22 protein-coding genes are annotated in these 22,629 nt (G+C 46.7%); 8 read left to right on the top strand and 14 right to left on the bottom strand.

What is annotated here, in order from left to right:
• Positions 1 to 264: 264 nt before the first annotated feature.
• The gene (locus F4V51_RS14790) at positions 265 to 1,242 is read right to left on the bottom strand and encodes an aldo/keto reductase (RefSeq protein WP_153978574.1); all 978 of its coding nucleotides are present in this window, start codon (positions 1,240 to 1,242) and stop codon (positions 265 to 267) included.
• Positions 1,243 to 1,531: 289 nt separating this feature from the next.
• On the opposite strand from F4V51_RS14790, the gene F4V51_RS14785 reads away from it, so the two are divergent.
• Positions 1,532 to 2,722 carry a cytochrome P450 family protein gene (locus F4V51_RS14785; protein ID WP_153978573.1) on the top strand — a complete coding sequence of 397 codons (1,191 nt, stop codon included), beginning with the start codon at positions 1,532 to 1,534 and terminating at the stop codon, positions 2,720 to 2,722.
• Between the two features lie 41 nt (positions 2,723 to 2,763).
• Entirely contained in the window at positions 2,764 to 3,120 is a 357-nt protein-coding gene (locus tag F4V51_RS14780) for a ribosomal protein L7/L12 (protein WP_153978572.1), read from the top strand.
• A 132-nt stretch (positions 3,121 to 3,252) separates the two neighbouring features.
• Here F4V51_RS14780 and F4V51_RS14775 read toward each other — a convergent pair whose 3' ends face one another.
• The 9 genes from F4V51_RS14775 to F4V51_RS14735 form a co-directional block, all read right to left on the bottom strand.
• Positions 3,253 to 4,008 (bottom strand): SDR family NAD(P)-dependent oxidoreductase, encoded by a 756-nt coding sequence (locus F4V51_RS14775; protein WP_153978571.1) that lies wholly within the window; start codon positions 4,006 to 4,008, stop codon positions 3,253 to 3,255.
• 294 nt (positions 4,009 to 4,302) lie between these two features.
• Positions 4,303 to 6,030, bottom strand: a complete 1,728-nt coding sequence (gene poxB, locus F4V51_RS14770; RefSeq protein WP_153978570.1) for a ubiquinone-dependent pyruvate dehydrogenase — start codon at positions 6,028 to 6,030, stop codon at positions 4,303 to 4,305.
• Positions 6,031 to 6,272: 242 nt separating this feature from the next.
• Positions 6,273 to 7,040 (bottom strand): SDR family NAD(P)-dependent oxidoreductase, encoded by a 768-nt coding sequence (locus tag F4V51_RS14765; RefSeq protein ID WP_153978569.1) that lies wholly within the window; start codon positions 7,038 to 7,040, stop codon positions 6,273 to 6,275.
• Positions 7,041 to 7,155: 115 nt separating this feature from the next.
• Complete coding sequence (locus F4V51_RS14760) at positions 7,156 to 7,461, bottom strand: Dabb family protein (protein ID WP_193722406.1); 306 nt, start codon at positions 7,459 to 7,461, stop codon at positions 7,156 to 7,158.
• Between the two features lie 183 nt (positions 7,462 to 7,644).
• Positions 7,645 to 7,896 (bottom strand): type B 50S ribosomal protein L31, encoded by a 252-nt coding sequence (locus F4V51_RS14755; RefSeq protein WP_095287054.1) that lies wholly within the window; start codon positions 7,894 to 7,896, stop codon positions 7,645 to 7,647.
• Between the two features lie 142 nt (positions 7,897 to 8,038).
• A complete protein-coding gene (locus F4V51_RS14750; RefSeq protein WP_236146554.1) occupies positions 8,039 to 8,305 on the bottom strand; it encodes an HPr family phosphocarrier protein in 267 nt (88 codons plus the stop codon).
• 167 nt (positions 8,306 to 8,472) lie between these two features.
• Complete coding sequence (locus F4V51_RS14745) at positions 8,473 to 9,540, bottom strand: NAD(P)-dependent alcohol dehydrogenase (protein ID WP_153978568.1); 1,068 nt, start codon at positions 9,538 to 9,540, stop codon at positions 8,473 to 8,475.
• A 77-nt stretch (positions 9,541 to 9,617) separates the two neighbouring features.
• A complete protein-coding gene (locus tag F4V51_RS14740; RefSeq protein WP_153978567.1) occupies positions 9,618 to 11,759 on the bottom strand; it encodes an alpha-glucuronidase family glycosyl hydrolase in 2,142 nt (713 codons plus the stop codon).
• Complete coding sequence (locus F4V51_RS14735; RefSeq protein ID WP_153978566.1) at positions 11,756 to 13,981, bottom strand: glycoside hydrolase family 52 protein; 2,226 nt, start codon at positions 13,979 to 13,981, stop codon at positions 11,756 to 11,758. The genes F4V51_RS14740 and F4V51_RS14735 overlap by 4 nt, the downstream gene beginning before the upstream one ends.
• 216 nt (positions 13,982 to 14,197) lie before the next feature.
• Here F4V51_RS14735 and F4V51_RS14730 point away from each other — a divergent pair, with 216 nt between their 5' ends.
• Positions 14,198 to 15,112 carry an AraC family transcriptional regulator gene (locus tag F4V51_RS14730; RefSeq protein ID WP_153978565.1) on the top strand — a complete coding sequence of 305 codons (915 nt, stop codon included), beginning with the start codon at positions 14,198 to 14,200 and terminating at the stop codon, positions 15,110 to 15,112.
• A gap of 61 nt (positions 15,113 to 15,173) precedes the next feature.
• On the opposite strand, the gene F4V51_RS14725 is transcribed toward F4V51_RS14730, so the two are convergent.
• Together F4V51_RS14725 and F4V51_RS14720 are read right to left on the bottom strand one after the other, a co-directional pair.
• A complete protein-coding gene (locus F4V51_RS14725) occupies positions 15,174 to 16,574 on the bottom strand; it encodes an aldehyde dehydrogenase (RefSeq protein WP_153978564.1) in 1,401 nt (466 codons plus the stop codon).
• A gap of 95 nt (positions 16,575 to 16,669) precedes the next feature.
• Positions 16,670 to 16,972, bottom strand: a complete 303-nt coding sequence (locus tag F4V51_RS14720; protein ID WP_095287060.1) for an ArsR/SmtB family transcription factor — start codon at positions 16,970 to 16,972, stop codon at positions 16,670 to 16,672.
• A 251-nt stretch (positions 16,973 to 17,223) separates the two neighbouring features.
• On the opposite strand from F4V51_RS14720, the gene F4V51_RS14715 reads away from it, so the two are divergent.
• The 5 genes from F4V51_RS14715 to F4V51_RS14695 all read left to right on the top strand — a co-directional run bounded on the left by F4V51_RS14715 (position 17,224) and on the right by F4V51_RS14695 (position 21,231).
• A complete protein-coding gene (locus F4V51_RS14715; protein ID WP_167301735.1) occupies positions 17,224 to 17,901 on the top strand; it encodes a GntR family transcriptional regulator in 678 nt (225 codons plus the stop codon).
• 42 nt (positions 17,902 to 17,943) lie between these two features.
• Entirely contained in the window at positions 17,944 to 19,011 is a 1,068-nt protein-coding gene (gene uxuA, locus F4V51_RS14710) for a mannonate dehydratase (protein WP_153978562.1), read from the top strand.
• The gene (locus F4V51_RS14705; protein WP_153978561.1) at positions 19,008 to 19,871 is read left to right on the top strand and encodes an SDR family oxidoreductase; all 864 of its coding nucleotides are present in this window, start codon (positions 19,008 to 19,010) and stop codon (positions 19,869 to 19,871) included. The genes uxuA and F4V51_RS14705 overlap by 4 nt, the downstream gene beginning before the upstream one ends.
• Before the next feature lie 226 nt (positions 19,872 to 20,097).
• Positions 20,098 to 20,826, top strand: coding sequence for a DUF421 domain-containing protein (locus F4V51_RS14700; RefSeq protein WP_153978560.1), 729 nt, complete (start codon positions 20,098 to 20,100; stop codon positions 20,824 to 20,826).
• Between the two features lie 33 nt (positions 20,827 to 20,859).
• Positions 20,860 to 21,231 (top strand): DUF4363 family protein, encoded by a 372-nt coding sequence (locus tag F4V51_RS14695; protein ID WP_153978559.1) that lies wholly within the window; start codon positions 20,860 to 20,862, stop codon positions 21,229 to 21,231.
• 73 nt (positions 21,232 to 21,304) lie between these two features.
• Here F4V51_RS14695 and F4V51_RS14690 read toward each other — a convergent pair whose 3' ends face one another.
• Together F4V51_RS14690 and F4V51_RS14685 are read right to left on the bottom strand one after the other, a co-directional pair.
• Positions 21,305 to 22,012: a M50 family metallopeptidase gene (locus tag F4V51_RS14690; RefSeq protein WP_153978558.1), complete on the bottom strand. Its 708-nt coding sequence runs from the start codon at positions 22,010 to 22,012 to the stop codon at positions 21,305 to 21,307.
• A gap of 45 nt (positions 22,013 to 22,057) precedes the next feature.
• Positions 22,058 to 22,534 (bottom strand): hypothetical protein, encoded by a 477-nt coding sequence (locus F4V51_RS14685; protein ID WP_153978557.1) that lies wholly within the window; start codon positions 22,532 to 22,534, stop codon positions 22,058 to 22,060.
• Positions 22,535 to 22,629 lie beyond the last annotated feature (95 nt).

Below are 22,629 nucleotides of genomic sequence, written 5' to 3'. Positions count from 1 at the left end.
TGTTCTTATTCCTCTTATTTTATCACAGTGGTTTCTCAACCACCCTAGAAAGCGGGAAAAATGGTTGAAACGTCCCTCTTATCAGAACTCTGAACTAAGTCTATGGACATGGAATATAGCACATTTATGTATTCATTAGACTACTAATACACGTATTGAATCTATCAATAAAGAGACACTTAAAAAACACAGACCGCCGGCCTGTGTTTTGTTCTCATTTAAGAAAAAATGTTTCCACTAATGAACAATCCATATGTCCCCTGCTTACATTCTTCTTCCACAGGAAGCTGAATATAGCTCATACCATTCATGTCGCGTTAGTTCAATCCGGGTAGCATCACGGCAGGCTCGAATACGTTCCGGTCGAATTGAACCAATCACAGGTTGAATGCCTGCGGGATGTTTCATTAACCAAGCGAGTACAATGGATTCAGCCGTTACGTCCCGTTCCCTGGCAATTTTATTCACGACCTGGACGGTATGTTCAATCTCGGGTCTCTGACCTTCGACTACCCTGCCGGTAAATCTCCCTTGCGCAAGTGGGCCCCAAGCCTGCAGCTGGATATTCTCGGCCTGACAATACTCCATCGTACCATAAGGGAAGACTTGCTCCTTGGCTTGTGGACGGTTCACGGTAACACCCGCTTCCACAAATCCGATTTTGTCCAAACTCATCTCGAGCTGGTTCACGATAAGAGGCACCGAACTATTAAGCTGCAGCAGACGTATCTGTTCCGAACCCATGTTGGATACACCAAAATGTCTGACTTTTCCGGATTGATGGAGTTTCGCCAGTGCTTCACCAATCTCCTGAGGATGCGCGAGAGGGTCAGGACGATGAAGTAACAGAATGTCCAGGTACTCCACGCCAAGCCGAGATAAAATACCGTCAACACTGGCTTGAATATGCGCACCAGATGTATCGTAGCGCTGCGGACCCTCGTCTTCCAGGGCAAGACGTATGCCGCATTTGGATTGAATAATGATTTGATCTCGCAATCCTTTTCTCTCGGACAGGATTCGTCCAAATACATGCTCTGCTTTTCCACGGGTATAGATATCAGCCAGGTCATAATGATTAATGCCGATCTCAAGAGCTGCCTCGACGGCCTGGTGACCTTCAAGTACAAGATCATCGGTGATCGGAAGTCCGTCCCACTCGCCTCCAAATCGCATACAGCCTAATACAAGCGGACTCGCGGGAATCTGGTGACGATTCAGAGGAAGCCGTGTTTGATTCATGATAGATTGCTCCTTATTTTGTAATTTTCACTCGTATTGATTCACTACTGCTTCTCTCTTCAGTCTGTACTTTCCTTCTCCTTCCAATAAAATCTTACTCTCCATGGGATTTGTCTTCTTCTATGCTCATCCACAGGAAAACCGATTTCTATGAAAACAAGGTTTCTACGCTCTTCATATTGAATATATAGAGGTGCAGGCTTTAGGTATCAAGCCGAAGAAGCATACATATGATCCTTTTAGCAAAGGACTTCATATTTGAGCTCTTGGATGAGAGGAGAGAATTGAATTGAATACGAATGAAACGTCACAAACGACATTCTTTACCACGGAATTCACTCAAAACCCCTACCCCGTGTACGAAAAGTTGAGAGAGACAGACCCTGTTTTCAAGGTCATGTTTCCTCATGGTGAGTTCGGATGGATTATAACCCGGTATGAGGATGCGGTCGAAGTACTCAAGGATCAACGCTTCAGTAAGGATGTAGCCAAACGATATGGACCTGAAAATCAAACGGTTTTTGTGAATAATATGCTATTCTCCGATCCGCCGGATCATCGCCGCCTGAGAGGACTTGTACAGAAAGCGTTCACGCCCAAACTGGTTGCGGATATGAGAAGCCACATCCAGGATATCGCCGATGATCTGCTGAACAAAATAGGCTCCAGAGATAAAATGAATTTGATTGATGAGTATGCCTTTCCACTTCCGATTATTGTCATAAGCGAGATTCTGGGTGTACCAGTTGAGGATCAGGACAAGTTCCGCGTATGGTCCAATTCGATCATTGATGCATCAAGCTCGGATCACGCGGAGATGTTTGAGCAGCATGCGAAGGAGTTTACCGAGTACCTGACCGACTGGTTTGCCAAAGTACGCAAGAATCCAGGTAAAGACCTGATAAGCCAGCTTGTGATTGCGGAGGAATCCGGACAACAACTCACTGAAAATGAATTACTCGGTGTTGTCTCCCTGCTTATTATTGCTGGCCACGAGACCACGGTTAATTTGATTGGCAATGGTGTATTGGCCCTTCTTGAACACCCTGAGCAGCGAGATCTGCTGATTCAGAAGCCGGAGCTTATCCATAATGCAGTTGAAGAGATGCTGCGGTACAATGGTCCTGTTGAATTCAGTACGTCACGCTGGGCGCTGGAGGATGTTGAATTCCGTGGACAGAACATTGCCAAAGGTGAGCTTGTGATTGTGGCGCTTGATTCTGCCAATCGGGATACTGAGAAATTCAAGGATGCTGATATTTTCGATATAACAAGGGAGAAGAGCCAGCATCTCGCTTTTGGTAAAGGCATTCATCTCTGTCTTGGAGCGCCTCTGGCACGTCTGGAAGGCGAAATCGCCATCAGTACATTGCTAGCCCGTTATCCTGAAATACAGCTTCAGACGGATGTTACCGAACTGGAGTGGAGACCCGGCATGATTGTGCGAGGACTGAAGGAACTCCCGGTTCAACTCAAATGATGAAATGATTCACACGTAATGAAAGAGAGGCATTCTACATCATGGAAATCAACACCATTTTTTTAATCGTCTTATTACTTTTAATTGTGATACTACTCACCAGAGTAATCAGTCTGCAAAGCCAACTGAATGAACTTAAACGGGATGTGGAACGTATTGAGAATGCTGGCATAACGCAACGAACGCCAAGTTCCTCATTCAATTATTCTGTTTCATCATCTACCTTGTCATCTTCGTCCGAACAGCCAACGGAGTTGTCAGAGCTGGATCAAGAATTGATCCTAATGATTCAACAAGGCAATAAGATCAAGGCCATCAAAAAGCTTCGCGAAGCCAGAAACCTTTCTCTTAAAGATGCCAAAGATTATGTTGATACATTAGAACGTACTTCTTCCTGATCTGCTTGTTACCTCTCCAAACCAATGCTGCTAACGCTACATGAGCAACGTGGTGACAAATATAAAATGGAGAGCACAGAAATAAGAAAGAGGCCCTGTACACATACAGGGCCTCTTTTTCTTTAATTACTATTATTGGGCAGTCACTGCGCCGTCAATCGGATACACAGCACCATTGATATAAGGAGCTTCATCTCCGAGCAGGAAGGCAACGAGATTCGCGATCTCTTCGGGTTTACCAAGACGTCCGGACGGAATGCTGTCCACGGTTGCTTTGAATACTTCCGGATTGTCCTTGCCGAACTGAATGACCATTGGCGTCTCGATTGTGCCTGGTGCAATCGCATTGACACGAATATTGTCTTTGCCGTACTCGATGGCGGCTGTACGAGTCAAACCAACTACGCCGTGCTTGGTAGCCGCGTAAGGAGCAACTGCGGGAACACCGACAATACCTGCTGTTGACGCTGTGTTCAGAATGGAACCGCCACCCGTTTTCAGCATTTCGGTGATGACATATTTCAGTCCATAAAATACGCTTCTCAGGTTAATATCGATAATCTGGTCGAACTGCTCAATGGTGTGTTCGATGAGTTTAATACCAGGCCCTGCGATCCCTGCATTGTTGAAGAACATATCGATTCGTCCGAACTCTTCAACTGTTTTTTTGACATAATTCTCAACTTCACTGGCCTTGCTAACATCTGCCTGTACAAAAATGGCTTTGGCACCGAGCTTCTCAATTTGTTTCACTGTTGCTAAACCAGTCTCCTCGACGAGATCAACAACCACAATGGATGCGCCCTTCTCTGCCAGCTTCAGTGCAGCTGCTTGACCCAATCCACTTCCTGCTCCGGTAATAATGGCTACTTTACCTGTGTGACTCATTCTGATCTCCTCCAGTTGTGTTAGTCATCTTGTCATCGGATCGGCTCATCGCGATAAAATGTAATTCAACAATTTGCGACATATGTAGGTTAAAACTGACATAAATCCTGTCTGACTTTATCTATTTTAATGGACTTAGGAAGTAAAAACAAACCATATCATATGAGTACATACCATGATTTGGATCACAACCTTGCCATCTCGGGAAGGAGAGAATTCACCATTTGGTGAATTTACCCTCTCCATTCATGTGAGATGTACGACAGAGCAAGTAGATTGCGCATTACACGCACATTATCTGAGCAAGTTGGTTTTGGCAAGCTCGATCAATTCATCGCCACGCCCGTTGAGCACCGCCTTCATCATCCACAACGTGAACCCTTCTGCCTGTTTGATATTAATCTTAGGAGGTAAGGACAGCTCCTGGCGGTTCACGACCGCATCGATCAGAACAGGTCCATCATGTTGAAGTGCACGCTCCACCGCTCCCTCCAATTCTGCGGGGTCTTCCACCCGAATACCCTCGATGCCCATCGCTTGTGCAACCATGGCGAAGTTGGGATTCACCAGTTCAGTGCCAGATTCAAGGAATCCTGCTGCCTTCATCTCCAGCTCCACAAAGCTCAGCGCACCGTTGTTGAACACGACCACTTTGACCGGAAGATTATGCTGTTTGAGCGTTAGCAGGTCTCCCATTAACATCGCAAGCCCGCCATCTCCGGACAGCGAGATCACTTGTCTTCCCGGATTCGCTACCTGTGCACCTATCGCCTGTGGAAGTGCATTTGCCATGGTACCGTGATTGAATGAACCCAGTAATCTTCGGTTAGTGCTCATCTCCAGGTAGCGTGCGGCCCATACCGTAGGAGTACCTACATCACAGGTGAAAATGGCATTCTCTCCTGCAGCATCGCTGATGACTTTGGTTAGATACTGCGGATGAATCGGTTTCTTTCCAGGTTTACCTACAGCAAGTTCATCCAGCTCCTTACGTACCTTCAGATAATGGTCGACACTTTTGCGCAGATGTTTGTCGTGATGCTCGTGTGTCAGTAACGGCATCAAAGCCTCAATGGTCGATTTGACGTCTCCACACAACCCATAGTCCAGCTTCGTACGCCGACCAAGGTGTGATGACTGTATATCAACCTGAAGAACAATTGCATCCTCCGGATAGAACTGACGATAAGGAAAATCTGTTCCAAGCATTAACAAGACATCACAGTCCATCATGGCATGATAACCGGATGAGTACCCGATCAAGCCAGTCAAGCCGACGGAATAGGGATTGTCATACTCCAGATACTCCTTACCGCGCAAAGCAATAACCATTGGGGATTTCAGACGATCACACAGCTGCATGAGAGATTCCCGCGCACCAGCACATCCCGCACCACAGAGCAATGTGATTTTTTTGTCCTGATTCAGGTAGTCGGCCAATTTCCGCAATTCCTGCTCAGAAGGGTGAACCACAGGCTGTGTCACATGGTAAACGTGCTCGGGAACGGGCAGACTCGCTGCCTCAAGACCTGCCACGTCTCCTGGAAGAACAATGACGGATACGCCTGAACGCGAGACCGCAGTTTGCAAAGCCATCGTGACCGATCGAGGCATTTGTTTAGCTGTCGTAATGACCTCGCAATAATGACTGCATTCTTGGAAGAGATATTCCGGATGAGTCGATTGAAAATAGTCGCTTCCGATCTCATCACTAGGAATATGAGCAGCAAGAGCAAGTACCGGCACACGGTTTCGGTGACAATCGTACAAGCCGTTAATCAAATGCATGTTTCCTGGCCCGCTGCTGCCAGCACAGACAGCGATACTTCCACTGACCTGCGAATCAGCTCCAGCGGCAAATGCAGCGACCTCTTCATGACGAACATGAATCCACTCGATTTTTCCCGACCGACGGATAGAATCCAGTACGGCATTCAGAGAATCACCCACGATGCCATATATTCGTTTAATTCCTGCATTTAGTAATGCTTCAACCAGTACATCTGCGATTGTTTTTTTCATAGCTGATCTCCTTTAATCGCTTATTTTGAGTTATGTTTCCACCCGGTTAATATACCTATTCTAATACCCTAATCTTTCGAAAACCGAATCAAAATTATATGTATTTTTGGATATATAAAACAAAACACCCCTAGGCCATTCCGTCTACACGGAGCTGGGTAGGGGTGTTTCAATGATTCTTTTCAAACAGGAAAGTAGTTTATAAGTATTTCAATTAACACATCTTCTAACATACTTTCAAATCAAATAGCTGGCATCACATTGCCACCACTTACCGGTATATAGGCACCTGTAATAAATGAGGACAGATCCGAGGCCAAGAAGGCTACCGCATTGGCGATCTCCTGATCTTCACCCCTGCGTTTCAAAGGAACGGTACGCGTGTAACCCTCATCATGCCCAGGCTCACTGTTACGATCTCGATCGCTTATTGTCCAGCCTGGAGCGACTTGGTTGACGGTAATCTGATACTCTCCCACTTCCTTGGCAAGCACCCGATATAGTCCGTCCATCCCACGTTTCCCAGCGGTATATGCCGATTGTGTTGCAAAGTTCTGCATGGCACATTCCGTGTTAATGCCGATAAATCGACCGCCTCTAGCTTCCTTCATGTACGGAATGAATGCCTTGGCTAGATACACACTCTGCAGCACACAAGATTCGAACTGGCTGATGTAGTCTTCAGGAGATTGTTCAAGCACAGTGGTCCATTCATATTGAATGACTGCATTAGCTACCACAATGTCAACCCCAGCGACGCCAAGATTAGCCTGAATCTGATCCCGCATTTGCATAGCCGTTTCCTGTTTCGTAATATCTCCTTGCACGATAACTGCCTGTCTACCACTCGCCTCAATCTCCTGTTTAAGTTCGAGGGCTTTCGTTTCATTGTTTATGTAATGCAGCGCGAGATCGGCACCACAACGAGCCAGCGTACGGGCGATGACTCTCCCGAGTTGTCCAGTGGAGCCAGTGACCAGCGCGGTCTTGCCTGTAAGATCCAATTGCATGGCGACAGCACCTCTCTGGTTCTATATCAATGAATGAAACCACTGCAAATGCAGCATGATGAACTAAAACGATTTCGAAACGTGTCATTCCTGACCTACAATCGAAAGTCTTATATCATATTCCGTGAGTAATCAGATCAATTTCCTGAAAACGACTAACTTCCTTCTCCCAACGTTCCTCCACGTATTTGCGGTGAACCGGGTGCTCATTGTAAGCATCATAAGCTGCTTGATCGGCGAAAACCATTGAGAAACTGTAGTCAAACTCATTTTTGGCGCTTACCTGACGCAGTACCTGAAAGTTCTCCACGCCCGGAATGACTGCAAGTGCTTCCGCACTTTCCTTCAGAAAAGCTTCTGCCTCTGCCGTATCCTTGCCAGCGTAAAGTGTAAACGTAACCATATGTGTAATGCTACTCATCTCTATTTCCTCCTCCAATATGATTTCACTCAAGTCCTAGTTTACCTCTGAATGATATGTAAGCGCAATCCTTAATAAAATTTGTAAGCGTTTGGGAGCTTGGTAGACCTGCAAATGATGTTCAAGACATAGAAAAACCCCGGAAACGAATTCCCGGGGTTGATCTTGTCATCTATGGACAAACTAGTTTTTGAGGTTGTATTTACGGTTGAACTTGTCAACACGACCACCGATGTCCACGTTTCTTTGTTTACCAGTGAAGAAAGGGTGGGATGCGGAACTAGTGTCCACACGGATTACAGGGTAAGAGTTGCCATCTTCCCATTCCATTGTCTCGTTCGAGAATTTAGTCGAAGAGCTCAGGAATTTGTAATCAGCACTTGCATCGTAAAAAATAACCGTTTGTGTCTTTGGATGGATATCAGCTTTTGGCATAATCTATTTACACTCCTTTAAATGGGTACTTCCTTGAATAGAACTAAATTTTATTATACTCTTTTTTTGGACAAAGTACCAGCAGGATTTGAAGAAACGATAAATATTTACCTATTCGCCACAATCTGCACCTGATCTCGTTCTAAGTTATCCCCTTCTCCAGTACATCCAGCATGTACTCCAGGGCCTCCAATTCATCTCTTCCTCGCGTCTGCAATCTGACTATACTGCCATGACGAATCGGAAGAAGCGCCATACCAAGCAGGCTTTTGACATCTACACGATGCTCATGCTCAGACTCCACAAACGACAATGAAATATCCGAGGCAAAACGTGACGCTTGAGAAGATATAGACATCAGATCATCCCGGTGAAAATCAGAGTGAATTGTAAATTCATGTGTTCTCACAACCTTCAGTTCCTTTCGCTAAGTAGCTTACCAACCAGAGTGGTTTGTATCCATTTATATATTAAAATCTCCATGAATTATACCATGTTATGGGAGCTTGTATAATCATTTATTTGGTGAAAATGAAAAAAAAGAAGTCCCTGAATCGGGACTTCCTTAGTAGAGAATTAAATGCCGTTGGGATAGACCATCACTTTCAGACTGCCGCTCTTATTGTGAAGCGCACGTTCCATCGCTTGTTGAGTTTCATCCAGTGAATAACGATCCGTGATCAAGGACAATACATCGTGCTCACCGGAGCTCAGGAACTCAATTCCAGCTGGATAGGTGTTGGCATAGCGGAATATCCCGTATATATCAACCTCGTTATCAGCGATAGAAGGAACATTCAGTGCAATCTCATCCTGTGCTGGCAGGCCCACAATGGCAAGTTTACCTCCCCGCCGCAGTGAATACAATGCAGATTGGAGTGCTTTGGGATTCCCTGCAGTTTCCCAGGCCGTATCCACACCGATTCCATTCGTTAACTCTCGAATGACTGTCTGTGCATCCTCGTTTCTCACATTAATCGTATGCGTGGCTCCCATACGCCGAGCTGCTTCAAGTCGAACCTCCTCCAGGTCCGTAACGATAATTTTGTCGACTCCAAATGATTTTGCAGCAGCGACAGCCATCAGCCCTACAGGACCCATGCCCATGATCGCCAGCGTGGTTCCTGGAGCAAGTTTACTTCGACGCGCAGCGTGAATGCCTACCGAAAAAGGCTCATTCATGGCAGCTTCCTCAAAGGACAGATGATCCGGGATTGGAAAAACCATATCCTCACGAATGGTCATGTATTGTACAAATGCACCGTCAACAGGCGGGGTTGCAAGGAATTGTACATCTGGACACAGGTTATATCGTCCTTCCTTACATGCCGTGCAGCGTCCACAAGTAACGCCTGGCTCGATGGCAACCCGGTCACCCGCCTTCAAGCGTGACACGTTCGAGCCTACAGCAGCTACAATACCTGCACATTCATGCCCCAGAATAATGGGCTTTTCCACTACAAATCTGCCGATTCTTCCGTGTTCAAAATAATGCACATCCGACCCGCACACACCTACTGCCATGACCTGAATCAGAACTTCGTCCTCGGCAGGCTTCGGTACAGCCTGTTCTTCGATGAAGATTCGTCCTGGTTCCGTCATTACAGCTGCTTTCATGGTCTGGGGTAATTGATGCTGTCCCATTGGATTTTCGCCTCCTCTTGGTTGCCAATGCTGCTCTTTCATTCAATAAAACAAGCCATGTGTAGCTGAATTCTCTATTAATAAATGGTTCGTCCCTGCTCATCCTCAATACCACTCTTGCGATAGAAGTACGTATTAATCATGTCCCGCCATTCCTTGGCATGCTCGGCCTGATTGTCCTGACGCTGAGCTACGGTTTCGAAAATTTCCGGGTCCACTTTACCTTCGAGCTGTCTCCAGGTTTCCGCTAAAGCTTGTGCCTGTTCCGCACCCTTGAAGTGTGTATCATAAATATGCTGAATGACGGTCTTGCCAGAATGCAGCACATGTTTATAAGGAACATGGTGGAAGAATAACAGCAGCTCATCCGGACAGGTCGTTATATTTTCATATCGGTCTGCATTTTCCGTATGATACTGCGATGTATAACCTGTACCGCTCTGTACGGTCCGATCTACTCCAATGCCCTTGCAATCTGCGAAGTGATACGTTCCCCACTTGGAATATTCATACCCGTCCACATTGGGGCCATAATGATGATCCGGATTAACCATCCAGCCTACCCCGAGCGGCGCCGTATAATTTTCATAGATGTCGAGAGAGTCCAGAAGCATGCCAGAGATCAGACGAACAACCTCTTCGTCGTGCCCAAACGTGAGTCTCACCCATTCGTCCGCAATCTCTTCGGAAGACAGTTCGGGATTCCAGGCGAGTCTGCCATAACCGTACAAATTGGCCTGAGCGAGTGGATGTCCTGTCCAGCAAGCATCTGCACCAATATTCGAAACAGCGGCAAAACCGCTATGAGGTCTGTTGTACAGGGAACCGTCCGCAATACGTTTAACTTCCGATCCTTGTCCCTTCGCATAAGTGTCGAAATCCAATACTTCTTTCCACTGTGGAATCAGGTAACACAAATGCCGCTGCTGACCTGTATATTCCTGTGTAATCTGAAATTCGAGTACCTGATTGGTTTTATCCATCGCTCCGAAGAGCGGAGATACCGCCTCCCTGACCTGAAAATCCATCGGACCATTTTTGATCTGCAAAATGACATTATCTGCAAATCTACCATCCAAAGGCTTAAAGTGGTCATAAGCAGCACGTGCACGGTCTGTGGATCGATCACGCCAGTCCTGCTTGCAGTTGTAGACGAAACAGCGCCAAATAACCAATCCACCAAATGGACGAAGTGCTTCAGCTAGCATGTTCGCCCCGTCTGCGTGATCCCGATTGTAAGTGAATGGACCTGGGCGATTTTCGGAATCCGCTTTGATCAGGTATCCGCCAAAGTCAGGGATGGCCGCATACACTTTGGCAGTCTGAATGTTCCACCATTCTCGTACTTGTTCATCCAGTGGATCTGCGGTAAGCAATCCACCGATCTCCATTGGACTTGCATAGTTGGCGCTTAAGTATAGTCGAATACCATACGCTCTGAATGCAGAGGCCACACGAGCTACATCACTCAGAAAGCGTTCTGTCAGAAACAATGTTTCGCGCTGGTGCACGTTGACATTGTTAATGGAAATGGCATTAATACCAGTCGAAGCGAGCAATCGTGCATAATCCCGAATGCGTACGTTATCTTGCGTGAATTCTCCATTTTCATAAAAGATGGATTTACCGGCATATCCGCGTTCAATGCTTCCGTCCACGTTATCCCATTGATTAATCATCCGCAGCGCATTCCGTGGCTGCTCAATCACATGACTCCATTTATTCGGAGATGTATCCGCCTCACTTGAACTCCCCTGTGCCAGTACCAGCTCTCTGAGCAAATGGAATGTACCATACAGTACACCTTGAGGTGTCTCTGCACCAATAAAGAGTCTGCCTAGCTCCTCGTCTTCACGGATGACGAAGCCTTCACCTTGAACAGCGGTACGTTCACTCTCGCTGAACGTGTCTGCAAGAAGTGAATTGCCTGCCCACGTACCCATCCAGATCCCAGGATCTTGGGAAGCCAGTTTATCCGCAAGGTCGATACCGGATAAGACTGTTGTTGGTTTCTCACCGAACAATCTCTCCAGTCCTTGTGTAAGCTCCTCCAGAGCTGTAGCAATTACTTCATGTTTCTCGATTGTATTTATTCGTTTCGCCCAAGCAGGAACAGCCTGACTTATGGCACCCTTACGACTGTATTCACCAGAGAGATATCCAAGCCACGCATCATACTGCGGGCCAGCCAAGTTTTGTTGAACGATTGAACGATTCATCGTACCGCCTCCTTGCTAGCATAGATCTGTTCCAAACGAGTACCTTTGCCTTCCAGCAGCCAAAGGATGGATGTTACTCCGCGTGGGTAATATTTGCTGCCTACGGCAACCCCCGACAGGATCTGGTCACTCCAGCACCAGTAAGACTCTTCGGGATGCAGCAGCCAGTTCACATGCGCGGCATCGGATGCCTGCCCTGATTCATCCCATTCCATGCCCAGTATTTCTCTAGTGATAAACTGGGACAGATAGATTTTGCTTAACCATGAGTTATTGCTTGTCGAGGACAGCTTCCATCCCCCATCTTCGAATAGACAAGTACCTGGTACTAGAACGGTCTTCAAATGGGTTCGAAGTGCCTGTAGGTAAGAACCAAACCGGCCGTGAACATCCAGTGCACCTTCACAGCCTGTAAAGTAAGGGAATACCAGCCCCTCTATAGCCGGGATGATACGGGAATCATTATTCTCGGCAATAACAGCCGGGATGTAGCCTCCTTCCGTCAACTGGGCTGCAACACTCGCGGCACAGCGATCAGCCTGACGTCCGGCCTGAAGGGATAAATCCGAGAGTTTCTCCGCGGCAAACAGCTTTTCAAGAGCCACATATACAGCCCAGCATTTCCCTGCCAGATAAATATTGTTACGGGATTGACCGAGTGACACATCAAGGCTGTCATAAGTCGTAATTTCCGCTCCGCCCTTCGTGCGGCTGCTATCCAGTCCCATGAGTCCGTTACGCTGATCTTCATCCGGGTGATCCCGGTTAAGCATGCTTTCGAAGCAATCCTGAATTACAGGAAGCATCTGCTTCACAAATTCCTGATCCTTGGTTTGTTCAATGTAGACGGTTGCACAGCACAGCCAGTTCACAAGCTCTTCATGACTCATCTGGGAAAAGCAATCATCTATTCCTACTAACTCATAGGCAGAATGTCCTGGACGGGAGAACACATTCGCCACACCAATATCATGGGTGAAGGTCAAGCCGCCTGGATACAATTGATCTTCCCCGGGGAAGCGAACCTGATCAGTATAGCTGTAACGTTTCACAAACCACTCGAGCTCGTTGCGCACGGTCCAAGGGTTCAGGGCAAGTTCAAAATACAACTGATCTGCTGTGAGATCAAGGGTGTTCATCATCCGATACTCACCTTCATTGACAATCCAGAACGGTTCTCCATCTGCATCCAGCAGCTGCGTGCTTGCATAATAACTATGAATGGAATGGGCGAGCATAAATGCCTGATCATCCGACAGAGAGCTGGTACCCAGACGCTGTTCAGCTTCCTCGCAAGATGCTGTCAATGTGTCGAAACGATCCAGGGCATACTGCCCAGCTTCCTGGATATCCGCGAAATATCGGGTATACCAATACGTCGTATCCAAACCGGAAGTGACGATGCCACCGCGGTAAAAACAAACGGCGAACTGATATGTACGTTTCTCTCCAGCAGGGACTTCCATTAGCAATGCCGCAGTGCGACCTAATCCAAAAGCCAAATTTTCCACATGTTTTTCCTGCAGGATTTTATCTAATGTGAACCCAAGTGCAGGGTACAGTCCATCATCTGAGGACATAATCGCTGTAAGCCGTCCTTGTCCAACACCTGTGAGCTTTCCGCCCTCGGGTCCACCGATCATACGCATTGCCGAATACGGATCATTACCCTGATATCCGAAATAAGCTCTTCGTGACTGCTGTCCTTGCGTGTTATCAATCGTCATCTCCACGAGAACCGCTGGAACCAGAGCATCCTTTAATTGTTCAAGATCCCCTTGCTTCGGTTCAGGTACAGGACGAACGGGTGAATAGATCCGGAAAGTCAGATCTCCTGCTGTCCAGGTGTCTGTACCGGACTTGAATTCACGTGTGATTTCTTCATCACGAAATGCTGCTATGAGCGGACGCTTCGATCGAGTTGAAGTATGTGACTGGGATTGTACCTGTGATTCGGCTCCCTCTTCTATTCCGTTTTCTGCATTGTCCAGCTTCTCAACATCGTAGCGAACACTCTCATCCTCGGTCGCTTCAAAAAAAGGCAGTGCCTCATAATGTTCGCCATCACGAGATTGTAATCCTATATATATATTTTGGTCTGCAGGTTTCCCCAGCTCCAGGCCGAGTCCGCCCTTGGCACCTTTGTATCCAAGTGTAAAACTTGCAAAAGCCCCGATCGGTGAGTGGTGGGCGTTATAAAAGATCGATTTGGATGTGCTCATGAACGATGACCCCTCTCAATATGGTTTGCATGCGTTTTCATAGCCTCATCCTAACATGCTCATTCCACCCTAGACCATGGACAAATCAATCGGATATTTACCCAAATCAAGCTGGTCGTATATAATAGAATAAAGCGATTACATTTATTTGCGAAGATGTCAGCCTTGTAAGCTGACTGGCCATTTAATTCGTTTCTATTATAAAGGAGGTCTCCGATGTCTTCTACTTACTTGCCTCCCGCTCTGGGTGAAAGTGTACATGAGGTCTTCTACCCGGATGTCCAGACCACCGTCAATCTTTTTGCCATTCATCTGCGGAGTGTTGGTGGGGACTGGAATTATCCGGCACATGAACACCCCCAGTACGAGCTAAACTATGTGACAGAAGGTGTACAGCTCATGTCGGTGAACGGACAAATGTATACACAAAAGGCTGGCGAACTGCTCCTCATTCCTCCAGGAAGCGTTCATTCCAGCCAGAGCCAGGACGGTCAGGGATTTACCTATTTTTGCATGCACTTTGATATCGATGATCAGTTGTTCCTCTCCTTGCTTGCCCGAATCAAGCAGACCCTCTTCCATGCAAACAATCCGGTTACAATGAAAATTGAGCCGGTTTTGAGCAAATTAATGAATTCTGCAAATGAAGAATCGAGCCCGAATACAATGGTTCAGCGCATGCAGCTGCAATCCGCTGTATTTGAATTATTCGGGCATTTGTGGGAAGCCGTCTCTCAAGAGGCAGCGCATCTGTTCTCCGAAGGCTATGAACGGATTGAGCTTGCTCATCAGATCCGGAATCGACTGCAAGGGCTGGTAAACCAGCAGTTTAAGCAAGGCAATGAAACCGACAGCCACTATGGAATTGATGACATTGCTGCTGAACTGGGGATAAGCTCCTCTCATTGTAACCGTGTGTTCAAGCAGGTATTTGGTCAGTCTCCGCGCGTAGCGCTCTCCGAGATGGTTTTGCACGAAGCGAAGGTTCTGCTTGGTAATCCGAAACTATCCGTTCAAAGTATCGCAGCAATGCTCGGTTACAAGGATATTGCTCACTTTAGCCGTCAATTCAAGCGTTGGTCAGGCATGTCACCGTCTCGATTCCGACAGGAACAGCCTGCTGTACAGTGAGTTTGTCCGAATGTAGAGCAACATAGATGAGTATGAAATCCCTCTATTGATTCAGCATTGCTTATTTCAACAAACGCTTAATTGTCTTCAGCTTGCCATCGTACGGCGGGTACAAAATGGACAAATTCAGTTTGGTGCTCTTTTTGAGCACGCTTTTCATATGTGAGAAGGTTTCGAGGCTGTACCGCCCATGATAAGAGCCAATACCGGAATGTCCTACACCACCAAATGGCAGCTGTGGATTGGCTACGTGAGTGATCGTATCATTAATACAGCCGCCTCCGAAAGAAACCTCGCTGAGCACCTTATCCTGAAGCTGTGTGTCTGATGTAAACAGATAGAGAGCCAGCGGCTTCGGACGTTTCAAGATCCCATCAATGGCTTCATCAATGCTGTGATAACTGATTATGGGCAATATCGGTCCGAAGATCTCATCTTCCATGGTGGCTGCGTCCCAGGACTCGGCGTCAATCAGTGTCGGTGCAATGTAGCGATCCGCTTCATCCGAATGACCGCCATAGATCACTTTGTTCTGGTCCCGTTCGATAAGTTTCGTTAATCTTCTGAAATGAGCCTGATTAACGATGCGCCCATAATCGGGATTATGCTGAATGTCTGTACCGAAGAAGGACTCCACAGCTGCTTTCATCTCCGAGATCAGCTGCTCCTTCACTCGTTCATGCACAAGCAAATAATCCGGAGCGATACAGGTCTGTCCCGTATTGAGCAGTTTACCCCATATAATGCGTTCAGCAGCAACTTTAATATCTGCTTTCTCGTCCACAATGACAGGACTTTTCCCTCCAAGCTCCAGGGTAACAGGAACGAGGTTTTTGGCAGCGGCCTCCATGACGATTTTACCTACCGGTACACTGCCCGTAAAAAAGATGTAGTCAAACGGAGCATTAATCAGTGCTGTCGTTGTGTCCTTGGCGCCTTCCACGACTTGTACATAACCCGGCTCGAATACCGAGGCGATTATTTCACGAACAACGGCCGAAACCGCAGGTGTGTTTTCAGAGGCTTTGAGCACCGCGGTATTTCCAGCGGCAATCGCACCAACCAGAGGTTCGATGAGGAGCTGAAACGGATAGTTGAAAGGCCCGATAATCAGCACGGATCCATATGGCTCAGGGATAATGTAACTTTTGGAGCCGACCAGGGCCATCTGCGTTTTTACTTTAACGGGTTTGACCCATTTTTTCACTTTTCGTATGGTGTGTTTGATGCTGTCCATCATAAAACCAATTTCAGTCGTATAGGATTCAAACTCACTTTTACCCAAGTCTTGATGCAGCGCTTCGGTGAGTTTGGATTCATATTTCTGAATAGCCTGCTTCAGCTGGGTTAAACGCTCAATTCTAGTCTCCGCTGAACGCGTAGCCCCGGAACGAAAAAACTGGTGCTGCTGCTCCAAAATCAGCTTAACCGCATGATCATCTAATTCATGCAAGGTGCTCATATCTATGTCTCCTCTACTTGTATTGATGAAACGTTTAAACAAATGAACGTATGAACGGAAAACTACGCCCTTCATCGTTGAGATTTATCGCTTATCTACAGACACTCTTTCTCAAGCGCAGCAACCAGTTCTTTCAACAGTTCAACGGATGGTTTCAGGGAAGCAGAATAATAGCGCTGGGTGCCCTTCTGTTCCACCGAAATAAGCCCTTTCTCAAGCAGTAACTTGAGATGGTGTGAGATGGCTGGCCTGGACAGACTGGATTGTTCAGTAATCTCGTTCACGGTCATCTGACCGCGCTCGGTTAGGATTAACAAAATATTTTGACGGTGGTTATCGCTTAATACCTGAAATAATGGAATGCAGGACTGAAAAATACTTATCGCTTGCTGACCCATGTGTTCACCTCAATCTGCTCAATCATGTATACATTCATATGCATTGGTTTAAATGTTTAAACCTATCGACTTCTATTTTATATCTACTTCAGAGAAAACTCAATGATTCACTCCATATTTCAATTGAATTGCAATAAAAGCGCTTCCATACTACCATACAAGTATGGTAGTATGTCATTGAAGGAGTTGAAGTTGTGGAATATACCCCAAAGTTTTCGTCCAAAGCCGGTTTGTCGTCTTCCCTAAACGGTCTGTCATCCAAGAGTAAGCAAGCCTCCTCTACTCGGGATGTCGTATATGCTACATTGAAGCAATTGATTCTAAGTTTAAAATTGCCTCCCGGCACGGCTATCTCCGAGAAGGAAATATCGCTGGAGTTTCAGGTAAGTCGTACTCCTGTTCGCGAGAGTTTTGTAAGACTTGCACAGGAAGGTTTGCTTGAAGTGTATCCTCAGCGCGGTACGTATGTTTCTCTTATACAGGTAGACCTCGTTGAAGAAGCACGCTTCATGCGCGAGCAGCTGGAACGGGCCGTGATCCGGCTTGCATGTGAGCATTTTCCGGATCAGGAGATGAATTTATTGGAGCAAAACCTTGCTCAGCAGCAAGCTTGTTTGCTGCAACCGGACGATGAACGAATGTTTCAACTGGACGAGGAATTCCATAGCACCCTTTTTGCAGGCTGCAACAAAAGCAAAACATGGACCGTGATCCAACAGATGAATGTACACCTTAATCGAAGCCGGATGCTTCGTTTGTCTTCGGATCATCAGTGGGATCATCTGATTCAGCAGCACCGGTCCATGGTGGAGGCCATTCAGCAGCATGATGCCCAGACGGCAGAACGAATTATGCAGGAACATCTTCACCTGACCGTCACAGATCTGGCCATCCTTCAGGATACATATCCTTCCTATTTTCAACAATGACAAGTCTGGCTTTTTCTAATTACACATGATGAGGTGAACGTGATGAAGATGGTTTTTCGCTGGTTTGGCGAAGGCAACGATACGGTGACGCTGGATCATATTCGGCAGATTCCGGGAGTGGAGGGCATTGTGTGGGCACTGCATGATGTTCCGGCAGGCGAAGAATGGCCCATGGACAAAATTTTGGCTGTCAAAGCGGCTGCCGATCGGGCAGGATTGCATTTGGATGTGGTGGAAAGTGTCAATATTCATGAAGATATCAAGCTGGGCCTGCCCACTCGGGACAAATACATCGAAAATTACAAAAAAACGATGGAAAAACTCGCCCAGGTTGGCGTAAAAGTAATCTGTTACAACTTTATGCCCATCTTCGACTGGCTGCGTACGGATCTTCACAAGGAAATGGAAGACGGATCCACTGCCCTCTTCTACGAAAGCAGCAAGCTCGCAGATATTGAACCACTGGAACTTGTGCGGCGGATAACCGAAAATTCCGCATTAACAATGCCAGGCTGGGAACCGGAACGATTGCAGTACCTGACTGGCCTGTTCGAGGCTTATAAGGATGTGACCGAGGAAGATATGTGGGAGCATGCCCGATATTTTCTACAGGAGATCATTCCTACGGCTGAGCGGCTTGGCATTCGAATGGCCATCCACCCGGATGACCCGCCTTGGCCTATTTTCGGTTTACCCAAGATCATTATCAGCCAGGATAATCTGCGTAGATATCTGAATCTTTATGATAGCCCTTACAACTCCGTCACTCTGTGCAGTGGGTCTCTTGGAGCTAACCCGGATAACGATATTATTGGTATGATTCATGAATTCCGCGACCGGATTCCGTTTGCCCATATTCGTAATGTCAAAGTCTATGAGAACGGTGACTTCATAGAGACTTCACATCGCAGCCAGGACGGGAACGTGGATATTGCAGGTGTAGTTGAAGCTTACCATGACATTGGATTTGAAGGTTATGCAAGACCGGACCACGGGCGTCACCTGTGGGGTGAACAATGCAGACCTGGATATGGTCTGTACGATCGTGCTCTAGGCATCATGTATCTCTGGGGTGTCTGGGATTCGCTACAAAGGAGGGCAAAAGCATGAGCGACTATGTATTTGAAACATCTTCCCGTCTGGAAGGCAAAATCGCGGTAATTACAGGTGGTGCCGGCGTCCTCTGCCGATCCATGGCCGAAGAACTTGCTCGTCACGGTGCCCGTGTGGCCATTCTCAATCGTACGGTATCCAAAGGTGAAGAAGTTGTTGCAGCAATTGAAGCTGCTGGCGGAACCGCCATTGCCGTTGCTTGTGATGTAACCCAAGTGGACAGTGTGAAGGCCGCTGCGGCAACGGTACAGGAAAAGCTGGGTCCATGTGATATCCTGATTAATGGCGCAGGCGGTAATCACGCCAGTGCCAATACGACAAATGAAATTTTCAAATTGGAAGATCTCGAGCAGCCTGATGTCACCACGTTCTTTGACGTTAGTGTGGATGGGTTTCGTCAGGTCATGGATCTGAATTTTGTGGGTTCCCTTATTCCTACCCAGATTTTTGCAAGACAAATGATTGATCGTGATGTGCCTGCAACCGTCATTAATATCTCGTCGATGAGTGCACCTTCGCCGATGACCAAAGTGCCTGCGTACAGTGCAGCCAAGGCTGCAATTAACAATTTTACGCAGTGGCTGGCCGTCCATCTAGCCGAATCGGGAATCCGGGTTAATGCCATTGCCCCAGGATTTTTCCTTACGGAACAAAACCGGAATTTGCTGCTTCATCCAGATGGCTCTCCTACTGAACGTTCCAGCAAAATCATTGCCCATACGCCCATGCGCCGGTTTGGGAAGCCTGAAGACCTGCTGGGCACGCTAATGTGGCTTGCGGATGAGAAGCAGTCTGCCTTCGTCACCGGCGCGGTGATCCCCGTTGACGGGGGATTTATGGCTTATGCAGGCGTATAATAGTCCGATCTCTACTTATATATAGGCTATCTAAATGGTAAAGCGCTAAAAATAATTATTAACATGTAATAACGACCCGCTATCAGGAGTGTGTATCCTGGTTTCGGGTTTTTTCATTTTCCGAATAAGATCATCCAGCCGAGGAAAAGCTTGTAGTAGTCAACAATAACCATTGGCAGCTTGAAATGATGTTGAAGTACGCCAAGTGTAGGAAGGTGATACATACATGATGGAAGAAACATGGGTTGTGGCTGTACGCTCCATAATTGCTTTTTTGACTCTGATCATCTATACAAGAGTGCTCGGCAAACAGCAAATGGGTAACCTTACGTATTTCGATTATATCAATGGTATTACCATTGGTTCCATTGCTGGAACCTTCGCTACTGATTTGTCTTCGAAAGCATGGATTCATTTCGTCGCGCTCACCATTTTCACAATCATTACGATTATCTTCCAGTACATAACACTTAAAAATCGAACGATCTCCAAGCTGATGGATTCTGATCCTACCGTTGTCGTACAGAACGGTAAAATCCTTGAACAGAACCTGCATAAAATGCGAGTGAAATTCGATGAATTGACCATGATGCTGCGTCAAAAAGACGTATTTGACATCACGACACTGGATTACGCAATCCTTGAACCGGACGGCAGCCTCTCCGTCGTTTTGAAACCTGAGAATCAGCCAGTTACAGCCAAGGACATGCATATGCATCCTCCAAAAAGCAAACTGATGACCGAGCTCATTATTGATGGTGTCTTGATCAAGCAAAACCTTAAAGAGAGAAACAAGGACTTGAATTGGCTAACTGAACAGTTAAAAAAGAAAAACATTACGATCCAGGACATTGCTTTTGCGGCAATCTTGCCTAACGACAAATTGTATATCGATCTTTTCGAAGACCAATTCTCAGAAAAAACGGATATGGGTGATTATAAGGGACCCTTCTAATTTTCTTTTACTATCATGCATGGAGGCGGTTGAATGAAAACACGTTTCTGGTTGCTGTATGTACTGCCCATATTTTTGCTTGTTCTGTTTGTAGCCATCATGGCCACAGGCTCATTTCTCAAAAAACCATTTGGTACACAGGATCGCTTGCTCGAATCCGTACAAACCTTGGAAAAGCAAGTGGAGAAAAAACAGTGGACTGAAGCCAAGTCTCAAATTGAATATGCAATGCAAGCCTGGGACCGGGTCGTCAATCGTATTCAGTTTAGTGTGGAACGTGAGACCATTTACGACATTCTGGGTACTCTTGCACGAATTAGGGGTGGCGTTGCCGCTGAAGATGATCAGGCGATTATGGAGGAGATTTATTATTTCTACGTCCTATGGGAGAATCTCGGAGATTAGGGGTAACCATATCACAAATGATGAAGAAAGGCACCTCCTTTATTCCAAAAGGAAGTGCCTTTTCTAAATGCATCTAAGCGTTGCGCGAACGTACACTACGTGAACGTGAACTGCGAGATGTACCTTCTTTGCGGAAAAACAGACTCAGCGCCCCCTTTGCACACCACAGGGCAAACAAGGCAAAGAGTGTTCCCCAGAACAGGGCTGGCAGGAATGTCTGTTGAGCCAGATTGGCTGCATCCCCTGCCCGTGAAGGCTGTGTCCAGGACATGAAACCGACGTACATGGCACTAACCACAGACTCTTCCAGGGTCAAGAAAGCGAGCAACAGATAGTAGTACTTCACGATTTTAGCGCCAAAGATCATAATTACGACATTCAGAGCAATGAAACCTGTAAGCCATAACATGCCGAATTCTCCTCGTACATATAACAAAAGGGAAACCAACGCTACAGCAGTCATGATACCTAGCCCCCACAACTGCAGCCCTTTGCGGTATAGATAGAATAACAACCATGCAAAAAGGGAGGCCGTGACATACCCTGCCAATGACACCAAAATGGATCTGCCTGGTGTTAACATGGATGAGTATGTGACACCGCTGTGATCGGCGTATAATTCGATTCGTAATACTTTCCCGGATAACAGCAAGGTCATTAAAGCATGACCGAATTCATGAATCATCGTGTCCAGATTTCGAAACAACGAAGAAAACGGAATAAAACGTGTTAGAAAAACTGAAGCCACCAAAAACAATATGGTTTTGAGCCATTTATTCAATTCCGTGTTCCCTCCCCATCACCGACTAACATGCCTATCGTTATACTACGTATCAACCCTCTTCTCGTTTCTCATGGAGAAGTGGGCTGCACAATATTCCATCCACCAGCAGAAGCTGCGATTATGCCCAATGAAGAAAGAAGACAAATCATAACGTCCCTTCTCGATCTCAAGCGTAACAAGCAGACGATTCCGCATATGCTTCAGTGCATATTGGACGAATTGATCGGCGGTTTCACTTTGCACTAGTGTAACATAGGCATATAACGAATGGTCTATCGGTTCATCTAGCGGACTTACTCCGGCACATGAAAACTCGGTCCCAACACCGGCTTGCTGAAGTGAGGATAAGGCTTCAAGCAGCTCCGCATCTATTTCTACACCGTTCCACAACACCGTTCTCTTCGCAGACACGTTATATTTATCACGTTCCGTCCAGTGCAGCAGCTCCTGCTTGCGTCGTCTCCATAGATGAGGCGGCTGCTGACTTAGCAATACTTCATGTTCTTCACTTAGACCCATAAGCTTCTCCTCCTACTCCCATTGGTCCTCCGATAGCATCTTACACAACGAAAAGAGCACATCGCTGTGCTCTCTGCGTGGCAAAAGGCAAAGGA

The sequence above is a fragment of the Paenibacillus xylanilyticus genome, from assembly GCF_009664365.1.
Classification (GTDB): Bacteria; Bacillota; Bacilli; order Paenibacillales; family Paenibacillaceae; genus Paenibacillus; species Paenibacillus xylanilyticus_A.
The sequence above is the reverse complement of the archived record's forward strand: the minus strand, read 5'-3'. Positions and strand labels throughout refer to the sequence as shown.

Bases quoted from the DNA above. Each gene is read 5' to 3' on its own strand.
- F4V51_RS14705 (WP_153978561.1), top strand. From the start codon at position 19,008: ATGAGCGACTATGTATTTGAAACATCTTCCCGTCTGGAAGGCAAAATC.
- F4V51_RS14740 (WP_153978567.1), bottom strand. From the start codon at position 11,759: ATGAATCGTTCAATCGTTCAACAAAACTTGGCTGGCCCGCAGTATGAT.
- F4V51_RS14765 (WP_153978569.1), bottom strand. From the start codon at position 7,040: ATGCAATTGGATCTTACAGGCAAGACCGCGCTGGTCACTGGCTCCACT.
- F4V51_RS14755 (WP_095287054.1), bottom strand. From the start codon at position 7,896: ATGCCAAAAGCTGATATCCATCCAAAGACACAAACGGTTATTTTTTAC.
- F4V51_RS14725 (WP_153978564.1), bottom strand. From the start codon at position 16,574: ATGAGCACCTTGCATGAATTAGATGATCATGCGGTTAAGCTGATTTTG.
- F4V51_RS14720 (WP_095287060.1), bottom strand. From the start codon at position 16,972: ATGGGTCAGCAAGCGATAAGTATTTTTCAGTCCTGCATTCCATTATTT.
- poxB (WP_153978570.1), bottom strand. From the start codon at position 6,030: ATGAAAAAAACAATCGCAGATGTACTGGTTGAAGCATTACTAAATGCA.
- F4V51_RS14685 (WP_153978557.1), bottom strand. From the start codon at position 22,534: ATGGGTCTAAGTGAAGAACATGAAGTATTGCTAAGTCAGCAGCCGCCT.
- F4V51_RS14730 (WP_153978565.1), top strand. From the start codon at position 14,198: ATGTCTTCTACTTACTTGCCTCCCGCTCTGGGTGAAAGTGTACATGAG.
- F4V51_RS14775 (WP_153978571.1), bottom strand. From the start codon at position 4,008: ATGAGTCACACAGGTAAAGTAGCCATTATTACCGGAGCAGGAAGTGGA.
- F4V51_RS14760 (WP_193722406.1), bottom strand. From the start codon at position 7,461: ATGAGTAGCATTACACATATGGTTACGTTTACACTTTACGCTGGCAAG.
- F4V51_RS14700 (WP_153978560.1), top strand. From the start codon at position 20,098: ATGATGGAAGAAACATGGGTTGTGGCTGTACGCTCCATAATTGCTTTT.
- F4V51_RS14790 (WP_153978574.1), bottom strand. From the start codon at position 1,242: ATGAATCAAACACGGCTTCCTCTGAATCGTCACCAGATTCCCGCGAGT.
- F4V51_RS14735 (WP_153978566.1), bottom strand. From the start codon at position 13,981: ATGAGCACATCCAAATCGATCTTTTATAACGCCCACCACTCACCGATC.
- uxuA (WP_153978562.1), top strand. From the start codon at position 17,944: ATGAAGATGGTTTTTCGCTGGTTTGGCGAAGGCAACGATACGGTGACG.
- F4V51_RS14695 (WP_153978559.1), top strand. From the start codon at position 20,860: ATGAAAACACGTTTCTGGTTGCTGTATGTACTGCCCATATTTTTGCTT.
- F4V51_RS14780 (WP_153978572.1), top strand. From the start codon at position 2,764: ATGGAAATCAACACCATTTTTTTAATCGTCTTATTACTTTTAATTGTG.
- F4V51_RS14745 (WP_153978568.1), bottom strand. From the start codon at position 9,540: ATGGGACAGCATCAATTACCCCAGACCATGAAAGCAGCTGTAATGACG.